Origin of the sequence: Alkaliphilus sp. B6464 (assembly GCF_018141165.1) — a bacterium.
In the GTDB taxonomy this organism is placed as follows: domain Bacteria; phylum Bacillota; class Clostridia; order Peptostreptococcales; family Natronincolaceae; genus Alkaliphilus_B.
In genome coordinates, this window is sequence record NZ_CP058557.1 from 1,189,569 (window position 1) to 1,206,493 (window position 16,925).

17 protein-coding genes are annotated in these 16,925 nt (G+C 32.9%); 12 read left to right on the plus strand and 5 right to left on the minus strand.

Features of this window, described 5'->3' with window-relative positions; translation table 11 throughout:
• Positions 1–353: 353 nt before the first annotated feature.
• Positions 354–800, minus strand: coding sequence for a hypothetical protein (locus HYG84_RS05730; protein ID WP_212381179.1), 447 nt, complete (start codon positions 798–800; stop codon positions 354–356).
• Between the two features lie 420 nt (positions 801–1,220).
• Here HYG84_RS05730 and HYG84_RS05735 point away from each other — a divergent pair, with 420 nt between their 5' ends.
• Entirely contained in the window at positions 1,221–1,505 is a 285-nt protein-coding gene (locus HYG84_RS05735; RefSeq protein ID WP_212381181.1) for a site-specific integrase, read from the plus strand.
• 156 nt (positions 1,506–1,661) lie between these two features.
• On the opposite strand, the gene HYG84_RS05740 is transcribed toward HYG84_RS05735, so the two are convergent.
• The 3 genes from HYG84_RS05740 to mltG form a co-directional block, all read right to left on the minus strand.
• Positions 1,662–2,225: an HD domain-containing protein gene (locus HYG84_RS05740; protein ID WP_212381183.1), complete on the minus strand. Its 564-nt coding sequence runs from the start codon at positions 2,223–2,225 to the stop codon at positions 1,662–1,664.
• Positions 2,226–2,396: 171 nt separating this feature from the next.
• Positions 2,397–3,248, minus strand: coding sequence for a pentapeptide repeat-containing protein (locus HYG84_RS05745; protein ID WP_212381185.1), 852 nt, complete (start codon positions 3,246–3,248; stop codon positions 2,397–2,399).
• 400 nt (positions 3,249–3,648) lie between these two features.
• Positions 3,649–4,668: an endolytic transglycosylase MltG gene (mltG, locus tag HYG84_RS05750; protein ID WP_212381187.1), complete on the minus strand. Its 1,020-nt coding sequence runs from the start codon at positions 4,666–4,668 to the stop codon at positions 3,649–3,651.
• A gap of 243 nt (positions 4,669–4,911) precedes the next feature.
• Here mltG and HYG84_RS05755 point away from each other — a divergent pair, with 243 nt between their 5' ends.
• The 9 genes from HYG84_RS05755 (at position 4,912) to HYG84_RS05795 (ending at position 14,232) form a co-directional block, all read left to right on the plus strand.
• The gene (locus tag HYG84_RS05755) at positions 4,912–5,964 is read left to right on the plus strand and encodes an acyltransferase (RefSeq protein WP_212381189.1); all 1,053 of its coding nucleotides are present in this window, start codon (positions 4,912–4,914) and stop codon (positions 5,962–5,964) included.
• Between the two features lie 272 nt (positions 5,965–6,236).
• On the plus strand, positions 6,237–6,944 hold the full coding sequence (gene vanR / locus HYG84_RS05760) for a VanR-ABDEGLN family response regulator transcription factor (RefSeq protein WP_212381191.1): 708 nt from the start codon (positions 6,237–6,239) through the stop codon (positions 6,942–6,944).
• Entirely contained in the window at positions 6,937–8,055 is a 1,119-nt protein-coding gene (locus HYG84_RS05765; protein ID WP_212382089.1) for a sensor histidine kinase, read from the plus strand. Before vanR ends, HYG84_RS05765 begins: the two co-directional genes overlap by 8 nt.
• A 157-nt stretch (positions 8,056–8,212) precedes the next feature.
• Positions 8,213–9,799 carry a glycoside hydrolase family 26 protein gene (locus HYG84_RS05770; protein WP_212381193.1) on the plus strand — a complete coding sequence of 529 codons (1,587 nt, stop codon included), beginning with the start codon at positions 8,213–8,215 and terminating at the stop codon, positions 9,797–9,799.
• Positions 9,800–10,033: 234 nt separating this feature from the next.
• Complete coding sequence (locus tag HYG84_RS05775) at positions 10,034–11,152, plus strand: hypothetical protein (RefSeq protein WP_212381195.1); 1,119 nt, start codon at positions 10,034–10,036, stop codon at positions 11,150–11,152.
• A 30-nt stretch (positions 11,153–11,182) separates the two neighbouring features.
• A complete protein-coding gene (locus HYG84_RS05780; protein ID WP_212381196.1) occupies positions 11,183–12,604 on the plus strand; it encodes an MBOAT family O-acyltransferase in 1,422 nt (473 codons plus the stop codon).
• Positions 12,605–12,844: 240 nt separating this feature from the next.
• On the plus strand, positions 12,845–13,498 hold the full coding sequence (locus HYG84_RS05785) for a TVP38/TMEM64 family protein (protein ID WP_212381198.1): 654 nt from the start codon (positions 12,845–12,847) through the stop codon (positions 13,496–13,498).
• A gap of 83 nt (positions 13,499–13,581) precedes the next feature.
• Positions 13,582–13,779: a hypothetical protein gene (locus tag HYG84_RS05790; RefSeq protein WP_212381200.1), complete on the plus strand. Its 198-nt coding sequence runs from the start codon at positions 13,582–13,584 to the stop codon at positions 13,777–13,779.
• A 240-nt stretch (positions 13,780–14,019) separates the two neighbouring features.
• A complete protein-coding gene (locus HYG84_RS05795) occupies positions 14,020–14,232 on the plus strand; it encodes a sigma factor G inhibitor Gin (RefSeq protein WP_212381201.1) in 213 nt (70 codons plus the stop codon).
• Between the two features lie 110 nt (positions 14,233–14,342).
• On the opposite strand, the gene HYG84_RS05800 is transcribed toward HYG84_RS05795, so the two are convergent.
• Positions 14,343–14,510 (minus strand): hypothetical protein, encoded by a 168-nt coding sequence (locus HYG84_RS05800; RefSeq protein ID WP_212381203.1) that lies wholly within the window; start codon positions 14,508–14,510, stop codon positions 14,343–14,345.
• Positions 14,511–14,756: 246 nt separating this feature from the next.
• On the opposite strand from HYG84_RS05800, the gene HYG84_RS05805 reads away from it, so the two are divergent.
• Complete coding sequence (locus tag HYG84_RS05805; RefSeq protein WP_212381204.1) at positions 14,757–16,193, plus strand: aminotransferase class I/II-fold pyridoxal phosphate-dependent enzyme; 1,437 nt, start codon at positions 14,757–14,759, stop codon at positions 16,191–16,193.
• 99 nt (positions 16,194–16,292) lie between these two features.
• Positions 16,293–16,922, plus strand: a complete 630-nt coding sequence (gene tmk, locus HYG84_RS05810; protein WP_212381205.1) for a dTMP kinase — start codon at positions 16,293–16,295, stop codon at positions 16,920–16,922.
• The last annotated feature ends 3 nt before the right edge of the window (positions 16,923–16,925 follow it).

Consider the following 16,925-nt stretch of genomic DNA (forward strand, 5'->3'; position numbering starts at 1 on the left):
GCTACAACCGGAATCAAAGCAACTGATGCATTAAATGCTCACTTCAGGATCTTCGATATGTACACGTTCTTTATGCAGCTAGGCTTGGTGCAAGTGTAGACGATATATCAAAATAACTAGGCTGGAATGATACAAATCTTATTTATAAGTATCACGGTATTGTAGATAAGCTTATATATTCTGCAAATTCATATACCGAGGTATTCTTTGATCATATTTTAAATAAATAACGATCATTGTAGGTGAATAATTCTATCTTCTTTTGATCTATATTAAAATATTATTTTATATTATCATTATACATCTAAAAAGATGATAAGATATAGCTATTATTTAAATACTTGTAAAATTTCTTATGGATGACTTACATAGACATGTGAGACTTTACCATAATAATCGCTTAATTTTACAATAGCTACAGTAGTCGGAAATCCTATGTTTTCCCTATATTCAGTAGTATGTTTTATCATTATTCCAATGCCATAAGCTTTGTCTGGTACAACTTCAATGATTTTAGGTATTTGATTGTTTGTTATGAAATACTCATACCTCTCTTTACCTAAATCAACACTACCACTAAAGTTTATTGTCTGATTCGGATGATCATTATCTATAACCGCTTCCATTTCTCTTATCCATTTATCTACTTCGCTTATTTCATTCTGAACTTCTTTTGGAGCATTTTCAAATAAAATTATTTCATAACTCATTTTCTTATTTGCTTCTCTATTACAACCTACCAAAAATAGACTGCTACAAATAATTAATGCAACACCTAAGATGATATATTTACTTCTCATAATATCACTCCTTTTTATAATTCTTTTTATGTATAAAATCAGTAGTATTAGGTATGCATATTTTACATCAAATACGCAATAACCTACAATTATATTATACCAGTATTTCCCTTATCGTTAAATGTTTTTGTAAATATCACCATTATTTATTTTAACCTGTTCCTTTAATTCCCTCTGGGATGTCTAGGCCATGAACAACTGGTTCGCATACATATATATGATAAATAAGTACTTACTATCAAATACTATAATACACAATAGTAAAATTGCTTTCGCCGCCCGCCCGATGGCTTCTAGGGGAGGTGCGAGTCTAGATTCGATGCAAAATTTTGATAGGAAAATTAGCACTGTTGTTTTATGTTGGGTATTATGATATTTAATAGGAACATAGTATTATGGGAAGATTTTTGGAGGTGCTTTATGGAGCTCTTTTTAGATGAGTATGAGTTAGGGGTATTGAGTGTATTTGTTTTCAGACTAAAATCAGATACTGCAGCTCGTGACTATAAAAGAGAAATCAATAACTTTAAGAAGTTTATAAGTAAAGATATAGTAAGTGCTACTGACCAAGACGTAAATAATTACTTAGAGTTCCTGAAGAAAGAAGGGAAGGCTGCTACTATCATTCGGCGGATTTATAGCCAGCTGCTTGTAAGCTTGCAGATATACCTTTGTTTACTAGCATTGAAATATAAATACTTATAGTAAATATAGATTATTTTATACTATCACGAGACATCTGAAAAGACTCCTGAAGTGCAAGAGTCTTTTTAGATACTAGTTTGTACAGTTTATTATATATATCTAATATCTACATAGTCTAAACTATTAATATTAATTAGGTTATATTCAAAAGCTACTTTAATGCAGTGATTCATATATTATTTTAGCTTCATTTAATTTAGGTAATAGTGGTTTGTAGCGTTGTTCAGAATGAGCTAAAAGGTCTGCTTTTTGAAAACAGAAAAGGTATGGCATAAGCTCATCTCCTACCAAGTTAATTCCTTCTTTAACGCCTTCTACTGTAGGGATGATTTTATAATCATGATATTTAATAAGTCTACATATCTTATCTATAAAATCTACTTCATATCCGAGTCTTGTTAAAATTAGGTTTGCGATTATTACACTTGCTTCCTCATGTCCCTTAAAACTATCAACATTATTAACAGTAGTTTTTCTATAAGGTTTACCTATATCATGTAAAAGTGCTGTTATCTTTAAAGTTGAATCAAAATCTACTTTGTTCACTGTTTCTAATATGTGATCAAATACATTGTAAATATGATAAGGCATATTCTGTTCACAATTAACACAAATAATAAGTTCTGGAATAATTCTAAGGATTTCATCCCTGTCATCTTTTATATCCTTGCTTGAAACAAGTATATAGTTTAATTTCTCTTTATCTGCTGAATATGTCATACTATCTCTCCTTTTAATAAATCAATATATTATATATTGATCTGTATTACACTAAAAACCTAGTCCAACGCCTTTAATGGTGCTGGACTAGGTTTACCCATTCTAATTATTGTAACACAACCATTTTTTACTTTATATAAGTATATTTTTTTATGTCAGTCAGGCAGTTAATTATTTTGACCAATAGGTTGGTCGAACCAGCATCATAGGTAGCTTTGTAAGAGAATCACCCTTAGCTGTATTGAGTTGGGCTTGAGTAAGAAAGATGCTATTTGTGAGATTAGCTCCACTAAGATCGGCGTCTCGCAAATCAGCCCCGATGAGATCGGCCCCACTCAAATCGACTCCTCTAAGGTTTGCTGCAATAAGACATGCTCCCCTCAGGTCTGCACCTTTAAGATTGGTTTTTCTTAGGTCTGTGCCAAAATAATCTAATCGACGAGAGTTGGCATTCCGATTTCTTGAAGGAGTGTTCTTTCTACTGCGGGCTTTAGTACGCACCAGCTCACTGGTATTTTTAAGCAGTATGTTAACTTTGGCTCGATGATCTACCACATCCAGTGCTAATAGAGAGTCAACATCAAGAAGGGTAAGGTGTTCAGTATTGTACAGTAATGAACTTATCTCCTCTTTAATACCGTGGTCCGTTTGCAGGATAAATGCTTGAGTAAGATACCATAGCATTTCATGAAGCTGCCTCATAATCAGGAACGCCTCAAACATTTGCTTAGCAGATTCGGGGGCTTGTCTCCAGTCATGTCCGCCACAGGTAACTTGAGCTACCTTTTGACCAGCACCAAAGCAATCATAGGCAGTACAACCCTTAAGACCCTTATCCCTAAGATTTTTGTGAACAGAGCAGGTAAAGTTCGATTGTAAGTTTATGCAAGGCTTACCGGCATCTTTATTCGTTGGGAAACCTTCCGAAGCTGAAAAGTACAATGCTACACAGCATAGACCGAAACAATTTCCACAGTCAGCACTCAATTCTTTATTACGCTTATCTTCATGTGTATATATCATATTCATTTACCTCTTATTAGAAAAATACAAATGGCTTTTACTTTTAAAGTATATCATATACAGCGTGTATTTCAACGTCTATATAACTCTCGCGCTGTAATTTTTCACGATTCTACAATAAATTATAGCTAAATTATACCGTTACATACAAGGTATTACTATATCCTAACGAGGGTGGTTTATACCAGTTCAGTTTAAAATGAGAAAAAGAAGTACTCAGTTTTAAACCGAGCTATAGTTCAATCAAAGTTTTAATAGCTATAATAAAATCTATATGTGGGATAATACAGAAAACATACGTGGATTTATTATTTATAGTAAAATTTAGTGCCCAAATAATAAGATAATATATAACCTTATTATTTGGGCATATTTAAAATTAAAACTATTAAATTTCTATTTATTTCTTATTTCTATTTCGATATTTATCTACATATTTTAAATGTTCATCATATGTTTTGGTAAACACATGGCCGTCCTCTTTTTCACTTAATACATAGTATAGATATTCGTGATTTTCTGGATATAGGGCTGCATGTATGGAAGCCTTACTTGGTGATGCTATAGGCCCCGGGGGTAAACCAATAACTTTATAGCTATTAAATGGAGTAGGTTTTTCAAGATCAGATGTATATATATCCGATTTATGTTCCTTACCTTTGCCAACCCCATATATGACTGTTGCATCAATCTGAAGAAGCATGTCCTTTTCCAAACGATTATAAATTACCCCACTAACCGCGGATCTCTCTCCATCGTGCTTTGCTTCTCGTTCTATTAGAGAAGCTATAGTAAGTATATCATGTATTGAAAGATTTAGTTCTTTTGCTCTATTTTTATACTCGTCTGTAAATACATTGTCCATTGTTTGTGCAAGACGCTTGACTATGTCTTCAACTGATTGTTTTTCTGTAAAATGGTAAGTATCTGGATATAAATAGCCTTCTAAATTAAAATAAAGATTTTTAGTATCAAAATCATAATTACCGTTATCAAAGTATTTTTGTGTAGCTTCAATAAATTCGTCTTTAGTACCAAAACCAAGTTCTTCTACCTTCTGGGCAATTTGATAAAGAGTAAATCCTTCAGGTATAGTTAGTATAACGGGTTTGTCTGGAATACCTTTTTCTAATAATGCAAAAATATCATTTAATGTGGAGTTAGAAGGGATTGAATATGTCCCAGGTTTAATTTTACGGTCTACCCCTGCAGCCTTCGCTTTGTAACGGAACCAAATCTTACTTTTAATTATTCCTTTATCTAATAATGTATTAGATACCGTGTTAAGGGAAGCGCCTTGGGGAACTATTATTTCTATAGTATCAACATTGGTAGACGTAGATAAATATGATGGTACAAATAATACAGAGGCTCCTACTAGAAGCCCAATAACTATTAATATATATAATATTTTTTTCATTTTACACCTCACAAGTTTCAAATAAAAGCTTTTATACTATTTTAACACTTTATTTAAGAAAGTGCATTAATAATTATTAATTAAGAGACCGAGGAATAGTTTTGAAACCCCTAGTTATTGGATAAAATTGCAGCTAATGGGCATAAGTGCAAGGGTTTATAAATTATGCTATAATATCTTTAGTTTATTTAAGGTAGCTTTTTATAATAAAAACCTAATCTTAATAGGAAAGAGGAGATTCTTGTGATTAAAAAGGAGAGAATAGATGAAACCAATATTATTCGAGGCATTGCTTGTTTATCAGTAGTATTAGTCCACATTACGGCAGGACCTGTAACTACACTTGAAGTTGGCAGTATTCATAGTATTATATTTACTCTATTAAATCGTGGGTCAAGATTTACAACTCCAACTTTTATTTTTCTTAGTGGATTAACGTTATTCTATAGCTATGAAGAAAGAAATTTTAAATATGGAAAATTTTTAAGAAGGAGATTTAATGCTACGTTAATACCTTATGGGATTTGGAGCATTATTTATTTTTTATACTTCTATTCTCAAGGTATATATATACTATCTTTAGGGATGTTTGTAGAAAATATTTTGTTGGCTAATATGAGCTATCATTTATATTTTATATTAACAATTACACAGTTTTATATATTATTTGGAATATTTCTTTACGGATACAAGAGATTTAATTCCCATATTTTATTAAGTTTATCTCTAATGTTTAACTTATTATTTTTAAAATATGTATCGATGCCATATTCTGATAGGTTTTTTATGACTTATATATTTTTCTTCTCGCTAGGATGCTATGTAGCTAAAAATCTATCTATAATTAAGAAGCTTGTTGTAAAGCTAAGGTACCTCCTTCTAATATGCTATATTAGTGTAGTAATTTATGATAGTTATTTATTTTATCAATACTATATTTTAAATAAAGCAGTAGATGTTTTTGGAGTTTTAGTAATATGGATTTTGTTTGGAACTATTTCAATTTTTCTACTTATGTCTATAGGTATTGGTATTTTAGAAAGATATACAAAAATTACGAATGTTTTAAAAACTATTAGTAAAAGCTCCTATTATGTTTATTTAAGCCATCCATTAGTACTTAATATATCAGATAAGTGGCTTTTAGAAAGTGGAGTTTACTCTATAACAGGAAGAGCTATACTTAATGCGATTATTGTTTACAGCGTTACATTAGGATTAAGTATTGGATATACAAAGTTGAAAACAAATATAAAAGGTAGAACTGATATGTTGAATAAAAAGGCTTCTATTTAAATTATGATAAATGTCATATAATTGAAAGTTATTAACGATTAAAAATAGAAGAAGTAAAAGAGAATTTGATTTAGAAAGCTGGATGGAACGTGCAAAAATCTTAAATATCAAAGAGTTAAATAGTTTTATTTCAGGCATAAAAATGGGTTTAGAAGCACTTAAAAGAACTAATAAAATTTTGACATTAATATCTCCCTTGAGTTATATTTACGATTCATGAATAGTAAAGAACGACCCGAAGGGATAAGAGAAACGCAGAAAGGGGAAAAATTATGTTCACGAATATATTAGTTGTGGATGATGAAAAGGAAATTGCGGATCTGGTGGAATTATATCTCAGCAACGAGGGCTTTACCGTTTATAAGTTCTACACTGCTGCAGAGGCACTGAAATGCATCAGCACCACAAAACTGGATCTGGCAATTCTGGATATCATGCTCCCGGAAACGGATGGATTTACCATTTGCTCGAGAATCCGGGAGAGTTATCACTATCCTGTGATTATGCTGACTGCCAAGGTCGAGGATATCGATAAAATCAAAGGCCTTACCCTCGGTGCTGATGATTATATCACAAAACCCTTCAATCCATTGGAAATGGTTGCAAGAGTCAAGGCCCAGCTAAGACGCTATACCCGCTACAATAATTTTGACGGAAAGACTCTTGAAGATAGTAACGAGTATGATTTTTCAGGGTTGATCATCAATAAAGATACTCATAAATGTTCTCTTTACGGACAAGCCTTGACGCTGACTCCTATCGAGTTTTCGATTCTCTGGTACCTATGCGAAAACAGAGGCAAGGTGGTCTCCTCAGAGGAGCTTTTTGAGGCGGTTTGGGGCGAAAGTTATATGGATAACAACAACACCGTCATGGCACATATCGGACGGATTCGAGAAAAAATGAAGGAAGCACCGAGGAACCCGAAATTTATTAAGACAGTATGGGGGGTTGGTTATCAAATTGAACAAGATGAATGATAGAAGCTTCCGAGATAGACTGACCGTTCGATTATTCAGACAGTTTACCTTTGTGGTTACCGTATTTACCATAGTGCTAGCGGGAATATTCCTTCTAGGTTACTTTATCGGACATAATGTCATTGATTGGCATGGTCCCTTGAATTTTGCTTTTAAATTCGTTAAAACCATTGATAATTTTAAGATTTATATTTTCATCCTGGTATGGGTGATTGGGTTTCTGGTGATTATGATGAGCTTGTGGAGGAAAACCATAGACTATGCCACTCAGATGATCAATTCCATCGAGGGCCTGTATGGCTCTGATACAGATCTGGTCAATCTGCCCGATGAACTGAAGGATGTAGAAGACAGACTGAACCAAATCAAGTATAACAGCCTCCGAAATCAACAATTAGCGAGAGAAGCCGAACAGCGGAAAAACGATCTGGTAGTCTATCTTGCCCATGACCTGAAAACACCTCTGACCTCTGTCATTGGCTATTTGACCCTGCTTCGTGACGAACAGCAGATTTCCGCCGAATTGAGAGAAAAATACTTATCCATATCGGTAGAAAAAGCGGAACGCCTGGAAACACTCATCAATGAATTCTTTGAAATCACCAGATTCAATCTCAATGAGATGGTTTTGGAAACCACGAAGGTAAATCTTACACGAATGCTGGAACAGATCACCGATGAGTTTAAACCGATGATGCTTCCCAAGGGTCTGACCTGCAAGGTAAAAGCAGAGAAGGATATCCTGATCCGCTGTGATGTAAAAAAGCTGGATCGTGTCTTTGACAATCTGATTCGCAATTCTATCAACTACAGCTATGAAAACAGTGAGATCCTGATAACTGCAACCCCAAGCGAACAAGTTGTTACCTTGAAGTTCCGCAATCACGGAGATACCATCCCGGAACAAAAGCTAAACCACATCTTCGGACAATTTTATCGTTTGGATACGGCGAGAACGACACAATCCGGCGGAGCTGGCCTCGGACTTGCCATTGCCAAGGAAATTATAGATCTTCATGGAGGTTCGATTACGGCATACAGCGAAAACGACATAATCGAGTTTACCATTGAACTCCCAGTGGAGTTAATAGAAAAAGTAGGAAAATCTTAAGATATTCATCTGTAAATATGAGGTTTTCCTTAAGGATAATCAAATAAAAAGCACTGATTCATTCCGTATAATAGATACTGAATGAATCAGTGCTTTTATTTTGCCGATCTAAGCACATCACATTCATCGTGAAAGTAAAATAAGGGGGGAATCCAAAATGAATGACATAGGAAAATACCACGTTAAAACCAAAATATCCAGAACCATAAAAGTTTTATCTTATGGGCTGATCGTAGGATTATTATTGATCATAGCATACGCTGCAAATTTTGGACCAGATAATAATCAAAATGCCTTTTCTCGTTTAGAGAACATGGGGGCTTATGATAAATTTACCAACTATGTTGATGGGTACAGCTTGAACGTAGATCAGAATATGAAGGTGGATATGAGCTATTCCGGTGTCGGTGCGGTTTTAGAAAATAAAAACAAAAGAATAGAAATTTATAAGCAGGAGCTGTCTAAAGATGTAAGCCAGGCGGCTTATATCAATTACTCCAACAAGTTTTTATCTAATACGGCTAATCATGTAAAAGAATATGAAAGCAAATCGATAAAAAACGGGGAAAACGTTCATGTCCTTCAATGGTCTAGACAAAAGCTTAGTCGGGTTAAAAATGACATGAATTACTATGTTTCTATAGAGATATTTTCCGGGACAAGAGTGGTATACACCATTTTGGTGAAATCCACAGTTCCTCTTGATACGACGGGCGGTTACCAGTATCTCATCGATCATTTCACCACTTTTGCTCCAACCAAGGCTCCTTACATGAGAGTGGCAAAGTCTGTTCCCGTGGAGGAAAGGGGCTGGAATCAGGAGACAAAGGATGCACTTCAAACATATTTCGGTAAGGATAGTGTTCTGACCTGGGGCATTTTCGAACCTAGCGCGCCGGATGACTTTACCCAGTTGAAGCATCTGGAAACCTCCATGGAATATGAGTTTCCATTCCTGCTGAATTACACTAGCTTTGAAAACAAATATCAGCACCCGAACCTGAAATCCCGTCTTGAGAACGCGTATAAGAATCATAAAATTCTGGAGTTGACGCTGCAGACCTCATGGAAGCAAGATGGGGAAGGGAATATGGTCTATGATATTTTGAACGGGGAATATGATGAATTTTTGAAGGATTATGCCAAGACTGTAAGTGAATTTGACCATCCGGTTCTGTTTCGGCTGGGCAATGAAATGAATGGTGACTGGTGTCCTTATTCGAGCTACCATACTTCCAAGGACACGATGATCTTCAAGGAATTCTATCGTTATGTCTATCAAATATTTGAAGATGCAAAGGCTGATAATGTGATCTGGGTCTGGAATCCAAACGGAAAATCTTTCCCGGACTTCAACTGGAATGATGCTTCCATGTATTATCCGGGAGACGAATATGTCGATATTGTCGGTTTAACTGCCTATAACACAGGAACCTATTATCCAGCAGAGAACTGGACGGAATTCGATGTTCTGTATGATCCTCTCTATGCTGAGTATGATAAGCTTTATGAAATGCCGATGATGATTACAGAATTTGCTTCCAGCAGTGTCGGCGGAGATAAGAATCAATGGATCAGAAACATGTTTTCCCATATTAATAAATATGAAAACATTAAAGTTGCAATCTGGTGGGACGGCCGTGACTTGGATGCTGACGGAAACGTAGCAAGACCGTATTTTATCGATGAGACACCGGATATTATCCAGACATTTAAGGAACGGCTGAAGACATTCAAGAAATAGCTGAATTGGAAGCCGTTGGATTAGGATCTGCTTACGGCTGATATTACTCATATACCGGAAACAAATCAGGGGGATATTGCATTAGGGTTAAGTATTGGATATACAAAGTTGAAAACAAATATAAAAGGTAGAACTGATATGTTAAATAAAAAGGCTTCTATGTAAATTGTAATAAATTGCATAGAATTGAAAGTTATTAACGATTACTGTATAATTGGGTTAGTTTAATTGATAATGGAGGTGTTTACTATTTTATCTCAAAAGCTTAAAAGTAGCTCTTCAAATAAAGTAATTTTTTATTGTATTATTTATTTAATAGCATTACAATTTATAATTAATGCCTGTGTTCCAAGTAGAGTAGTATATAACCATAGACTAGATTATGACTTGGTTAAAGATAGGCCGACAAATATAGAAGCAGTTCTAAAGGAAATAAAAACAATAATAGCTAATGAAGAATTGGATGATTATGTTGTTATCTTAGGGGACTCTGTATCCTATAGTAGTCCAGGGCTTTCCAATACTTCCATAGGGTACTATTTAAATCAAATAGCCCAAGATAAAGGGAAAAAATTTAGAATCTTTAATTTAGCAATGCCATCTATGCAGGCGGGCGATATCTATACTTTATTATTAAAAATGGATCAGTATGGAATATCGAGAGATAATGTAATAATTAATGTACTTTATGCAGGGTTTGTAGAGAAACTGGATACACCGCCCGTATTTTGGCTGGATAAGCAACTAAAGCATATGGATCCCATTACTTACAAAGAGATCAATACTTTAGGTGCTAAAGATGAGAAAAAACAATCACAAATTGTAGCGTTGGCCCAAAATATTAAAGACAAGCTTTATGAAAACATACCTCTTTTTCAATATAAGGATTATTTACAGGTTTATATAAAAGAAGAATTAGGGAAGCTTAGAGGTCATGTTGTATATGCTAGTGAGCCAGTACAGCCATGGTATGAAAAACCTTTTTTAAAGGATTTATTAGCAGAATATCAGTATCAAATCGGATTTAATCCTACCCTATTTGTTATGAACAATACGAATCCACAAATATATTTCCTTGAAAAAATTATAAATCTTCAAGAAGGGAAGAATACGCTAATATATCTAGCACCTATTAACGAGGAATTGGTAGGAGAATATTTGGATAAAGAAAATTACTTTAAAAATGTAAAGACTATTGATGATTACTTTGCGCAAAAACCTGTAAAGTATATTAACTATTATGGAAAGATGCCTTTTGATTTATTTTCTGACCAAGTTCATTATACAGCTGATGGCTATAAATATTTAGCAGATCTATTGTGGGATCAAATAGCAGTGTGGAACCTTCAGTAGATTATAACCTATTAGATGGAGGAGGAGCTTATGCTTTTTCATAGTTTTGAATTTATTTTTCTATTAATTATGGCTTTTATTTTGTTTTATCTTTTCCCTAAGAAAAGATTGTGGATGCTAGCAATAGCTAACTTAGTATTTTACGGTGTATCCGGAATTGGGTATTTAGGAATATTTTTAGCTGTATCCTTAACTACCTATTTCTGTTCCCGTAAGCTGTCGTCTCCTAATGGGAAAATATATTATTTAATTGCAATTATTATTAACTTAGGTAACCTAGTGTTTTTTAAATATACGGGATTTATTTTAAGAAACATTGAAATGGCTCTTAATATTCATTTTCCATGGCAGGACGCTTTATTAGCAAAAATTATACTGCCTGTTGGTATTTCTTTTTATACATTCCAGCTTATAGCATATGTAGTGGATGTTTGGAGAAAAGATATAGAGCCTTGTAAATCTTTTGTTGAATTTTGGGTATTTATTGCATTTTTCGCCCAATTAATTGCAGGTCCTATTATGCGTGGAGAAGAATTTTTACCACAGGTTGCAAAGTTGAAAGAAATTAAATATGATGAAAGAAATATTAGATATGGACTATATTACATTGCAATGGGTATGACTAAGAAACTAGTATTCGCAGATATGCTAGCTCCTAAGGTTCAGTATTATTTTGGTCAAGCTAGTCAGTTAGGAACATTAGATTCTTGGTTTGCAGCATACCTGTTTGCCTTTCAAATTTACTTTGACTTTTCTTCCTACAGCGAAATTGCCGTAGGTATTGGCCATTTATTTGGATTTAAAATGGCAATTAACTTCAAGACACCTTATCTAAGTGGAAATGCGTCGGAATTTTGGAAGAGATGGCATATTACATTGTCATCTTGGATAAAAGATTATATTTATATTCCATTAGGGGGCTCCAGAAGAGGATTTCCTATGCAATGTGTATTTTTATTAACTGCTATGACTCTTTCTGGCCTGTGGCATGGAGCAGCTTGGGGTTTTATTGTTTGGGGTATTTATCATGGACTTCTTAGTGTAGCCCATAAAGTATATACTCGTATGTTAAAAGGCAGAAATCTAACATTTATTAAAAGTAAGGCTTATAGATGGATTACTGTATTTGTATTCTTTCAACTAACTACTATTGGTTGGGTATTCTTTAGAGCAGAGAGCTTGCAAGATGCTATTCGTATGGTATGGAAGATGATATCTTTCTCAGATATTAGGTTCAGCAGTATGTATATTCTTTACTTTGGATTTATTGCATTTTTATGGTTTCTACATTTTGCGGAATTTGCTATACGAAACAATGCACACAAACTTATTAATACATGGAGGGCTTATTGCCCAGATTATATTAGGGCAGCGGCTTATGTAATGATATTTATAACCTTAGTAATGTTTACTCAAAGAGAACAAAGTTCATTTATCTATTTTCAGTTTTAGATAAAGCCAAAACACCTATATAGGTGTTTTGGCTTTATAACGTATAGGAATATATTAGTATTCTTAATATATTTTTGTAAAATGGTGTTTCAGTGAGCTTATTAATTTAAAGAGCTTCGACAGAAGCCTATGTTTTATTTAATGGATAGCATTTAAAATAGTGTATATAAATATATTAGAGTTATATAATGAAAAGTTATCACAAGTATAATATATTTTGTACTAGAGGGGTTATAGCTTATGTCAACTAAAAAAAAATTATTAACTGCTTTGAGTATATTAATAGTTATTTTCATAATATATAAATTAGAAAAACAAAGCATACACAGGCCTGTTTTTAATGTAGAATATATACAGCATATTGTGGAATCCTTCGGCATACTAGGAATATTAGTATATATTCTAATAAATTCTATTAGACCATTTTTATTTATCCCAACTACCATTATGTTTATTAGCGGTGGTGTTATTTTTGGAACTATTAGAGGAAGTATATATACATTAACAGGATTAATGGTTGCTTCATCTCTCTCGTTTTTTTTGGCAAGAAGGTTTCAAAAACCATTTAAAAAGATATTCGGGAATAAGTATTTAAGTAAAATAAATAGTTTAAGCAATGATCAGGTAATAAGAGGATTATTTGTAATGAGGGTATCACCAGCTTTCCCTTTTGATCCTGTTAGTTATGGTTCAGGGATATCTCATATGTCTTACAAGCAGTTTTGTATTGGCACCCTATTAGGTGCATTCCCTAAGGTAATACTTTATACATTTTTAGGTGATCAAATAAATAATATATTTTCCTTGCAAACATTGATAGTTTTCGTCATATTATTAATTTTAGCCCTGTGTCCGTACTTTTTTCGAAAAAAACCTCAAGCTTTCAACAAATAATACATATTTCCCAGGAAATGTTGCAGGATTTTACAAGCTTATGTAGAATTATCCCTTAAGATAGTATTTAAGGGGTGACATTAATGTTTCAAATGCTTATAGGTATCGCTTTTTTAGGACTAATTACTATACCAGTATTCATATTAATTTTAGCTTTACGTCAAAACTTACTTGAATGTTTGAAACCTAAACCTAAAGCAAAGCGAAAACATGTTACAACCAAATCTTATTATAAAGATTCGGATGAGTTATTGCCAGTAAAATTAAGAGTTATAAAATAGTCTATTTCCACATAAATGGGGATAGATTTTTTTATTGATTAAGTCAAATTTGTTTCGAACAATGTACAGGAATAGTGAATAACATAGTAAATATAGGGCAAAATAAAAGGTAAAACAAGTTATTATAATAACTGTGACAGAAATTTGTACAAAGTTTCAAAAGAATATACTTATTTAACATCTGAGGCTTATGCCTTAGAACTTAAAGTAAAAATTTTTTTATAAGGTTGGTGGATATATATGGATGAGAGATTACAGTGTCATCTTTGCAATAAAGAAGATAACGAAGGAATTATTATACTTAATAAATACATATGTAGAGAATGCGAACTGGAAATAATATCCCCATCAGTTGATGAACTTAAATATGAAGTAATTAAAAGAAGCATGAAGGATATTTGGAAAGGCGTTTTTATTAATATAAATGTAAATAGTAATGGGATTTCTTTTTAGGAAATCCCATTACTATTTAAGTGAAAATTACAATATTAGACGACATTTTAACACTTTAAAAAATCATCATAAATTCTAAACTCAATAGGAATACATAATTTTACTTAAACTTAGTGACTTCCAATTTTGTTTTTCATATTTTCAAAGGATATTTTTCCTCTTTCACTTTTAACTTGTTCTATAGGGACGGAAAGCATTTGGGAGATTTCTATATCTGACTTTTTACTACCATAAGCCATTAAAAATTCCTTTAAGTTAGTAATTTTATTTTCTCTCATTAGCAGTCACCATCCTTTTCTAAGAACATTTTACATAGAAAATGAAAAAATCCTACACTACTACCAATATTTTGATTCCCCAGACCTCACATTGCCTTGTATATTATACAGGCATAGTCTGTAGTAATATTATTTCTAAAGGATAAAGGTTTTATACATTGAAAGGGGAAAAAAATTTTTTCTCGAATAATATATATAAAGTCGTATTATGATATTACATAACTAAAGTAAAAAAGGAGGTAAAAAATGACTAGGGCTCCTATTATAGATCAACTATTAGAACTAAATAATCAAGACATAGTATCATTTCATGTCCCAGGACACAAAAATGGGAGGATTTATAGTAAAATTTCATATAAAAAGTTTCAAGATATTGTATATAACTTAGATACTACAGAAATTCCTGGAACCGATAATCTGCACAATGCTAAACATATAATCAGACAAAGTCAGGATAAGGCTAGCAAAATTTTTAAAAGTGAGGAGACATTCTTTTTGGTAAATGGTAGTACAGCTGGCATATATAGTATGATAATGGCCTCCACCTGTCCGGGAGATAAAATACTTATAGATAGGAATTGTCATCAGTCAGTAATAAATGCTAGTATACTGGGTGACTTGGTACCAATATATGTTTATCCTAACATGGATGAAGAACAGGGAATTGCAATGGGAATATTACCGGAAGATATTGAAAAACAATTGATGGGGCATAATGATATTAAAGCAGTAGTACTTACTTATCCAACTTACCATGGTATTGCATGTGATTTAAAAAAAATAAGGGAAATAGTACATAAATATGATAAAATACTATTAATAGATGAAGCTCACGGCGCACACTTTGGATTAAGTGAATATTTGCCTCCATCTGCCTTAAGCTGTGGAGCAGATGGAGTGGTACAAAGTACTCATAAAACATTACCTTCTTTTACGCAAAGCTCTATGCTTCATGTACAGGGAGATAGAATAGATAGGGAGAAACTGAAGTTTATGCTTAGAATCCATCAAAGCAGCAGTCCATCATACTTATTATTATCTTCTTTAGATTTTGCAGTTATGGTTTATGAAACTGAGGGTAAATATTTAATGAAAGCTTTACTTGAAAATATTAACAATTTTAGGGAAATGGTTTATAAACTAGGCAAAGTAAGTATAATGAGTAAGGATATAATAGGGATTAAGGGAGTCCATGCTATAGACCCTACTCGACTATGGTTTGGGTTAAAAGGTATTACAGGATATAAGCTGGAGCAAAGACTTAGAGATGAATTTAATATACAGATGGAGCTGTCTAATAATTATGGTGTATTGGCAGTAACATCAATTGCTAATGATACACAGGATTTTTACAAGTTGCTAAGTGCTCTTGATATAATTTCTAAAGAAGAAACAAATAAAAACTCTGATGAGCTACAAACTTTTATATACAAAATGCCTGAACAGGTTTTTACTCCAAGGCAAGCTTTATATAAGAACAAGAAAAGAGTATTGCTTAAGGAAAGTAGCGGCTATACTAGCGGGGAATATATAATACCATATCCGCCAGGTATTCCATTAATTGTTCCAGGGGAAAAAATTAATGATGAAATTATAGAACATGTTACAGCTATTATTCAGTCTGATAAAGAGATTTTAGGACTTAAAGATGCTAGTTACCACTGTATTGAAGTATTAGCATAGGTTAATCTATAGAATAGGTAAAGACTTAGCTCTTATGGACTTTTAGAACTATCAGCCATCGAACAAAGTATAAAATAAAATAGCATATGAGGTGATTAGGTGAACAAAGGATTATTTATTACTATAGAAGGCCCAGATGGTGCTGGAAAATCTACACAAATTCCTTTTATTAAGAGGTTTTTAGAAAAAAAAGGGTATGAAGTATTATTAACAAGAGAGCCTGGAGGAACTGTAATAGGAGAGAAAATTAGAGGGTTAATTTTGGATAAAAGCCATCAAGAAATGTCAGATATTACTGAAGCTCTATTATACGCAGCTTCTAGAGCACAACATGTGGCAGAGCTTATTATTCCAGCTCTCAATGAGGGAAAGATTGTACTATGCGATAGATTTGTAGACTCAAGTATGGTTTACCAAGGAAAAGGTAGGGGTATAGGGTTAGAATCTATTAAAAATATTAATGATTTTGCTACTAACGGACTAAGGCCTAATCTTACTATTTTACTAGATATAGATCCTGAAGTAGGATTAAAACGTATTAAGGCTACAAAAGAAGTAGATAGATTGGAGCAGGAAAAATTAGATTTCCATAGAAAAGTTTATGAAGGATATATGGAGCTTATTAATATGTATCCAGAGCGTATTAAGGTTATTAGTGCGAATCAATCTATTGAAGACATAAGTAAGGATATTGAAAGTAAATTAAAAATATTAATAGGGGAGGAATAATTT

Excerpts from the sequence above, each read along its gene's own strand:
- HYG84_RS05730 (WP_212381179.1), bottom strand. The coding sequence starts at position 800 with ATGAGAAGTAAATATATCATCTTAGGTGTTGCATTAATTATTTGTAGC.
- HYG84_RS05735 (WP_212381181.1), top strand. The coding sequence starts at position 1,221 with ATGGAGCTCTTTTTAGATGAGTATGAGTTAGGGGTATTGAGTGTATTT.
- HYG84_RS05740 (WP_212381183.1), bottom strand. The coding sequence starts at position 2,225 with ATGACATATTCAGCAGATAAAGAGAAATTAAACTATATACTTGTTTCA.
- HYG84_RS05745 (WP_212381185.1), bottom strand. The coding sequence starts at position 3,248 with ATGATATATACACATGAAGATAAGCGTAATAAAGAATTGAGTGCTGAC.
- mltG (WP_212381187.1), bottom strand. The coding sequence starts at position 4,668 with ATGAAAAAAATATTATATATATTAATAGTTATTGGGCTTCTAGTAGGA.
- vanR (WP_212381191.1), top strand. The coding sequence starts at position 6,237 with ATGTTCACGAATATATTAGTTGTGGATGATGAAAAGGAAATTGCGGAT.
- HYG84_RS05765 (WP_212382089.1), top strand. The coding sequence starts at position 6,937 with ATGAATGATAGAAGCTTCCGAGATAGACTGACCGTTCGATTATTCAGA.
- HYG84_RS05770 (WP_212381193.1), top strand. The coding sequence starts at position 8,213 with ATGAATGACATAGGAAAATACCACGTTAAAACCAAAATATCCAGAACC.
- HYG84_RS05775 (WP_212381195.1), top strand. The coding sequence starts at position 10,034 with ATGGAGGTGTTTACTATTTTATCTCAAAAGCTTAAAAGTAGCTCTTCA.
- HYG84_RS05780 (WP_212381196.1), top strand. The coding sequence starts at position 11,183 with ATGCTTTTTCATAGTTTTGAATTTATTTTTCTATTAATTATGGCTTTT.
- HYG84_RS05785 (WP_212381198.1), top strand. The coding sequence starts at position 12,845 with ATGTCAACTAAAAAAAAATTATTAACTGCTTTGAGTATATTAATAGTT.
- HYG84_RS05790 (WP_212381200.1), top strand. The coding sequence starts at position 13,582 with ATGTTTCAAATGCTTATAGGTATCGCTTTTTTAGGACTAATTACTATA.
- HYG84_RS05795 (WP_212381201.1), top strand. The coding sequence starts at position 14,020 with ATGGATGAGAGATTACAGTGTCATCTTTGCAATAAAGAAGATAACGAA.
- HYG84_RS05800 (WP_212381203.1), bottom strand. The coding sequence starts at position 14,510 with ATGAGAGAAAATAAAATTACTAACTTAAAGGAATTTTTAATGGCTTAT.
- HYG84_RS05805 (WP_212381204.1), top strand. The coding sequence starts at position 14,757 with ATGACTAGGGCTCCTATTATAGATCAACTATTAGAACTAAATAATCAA.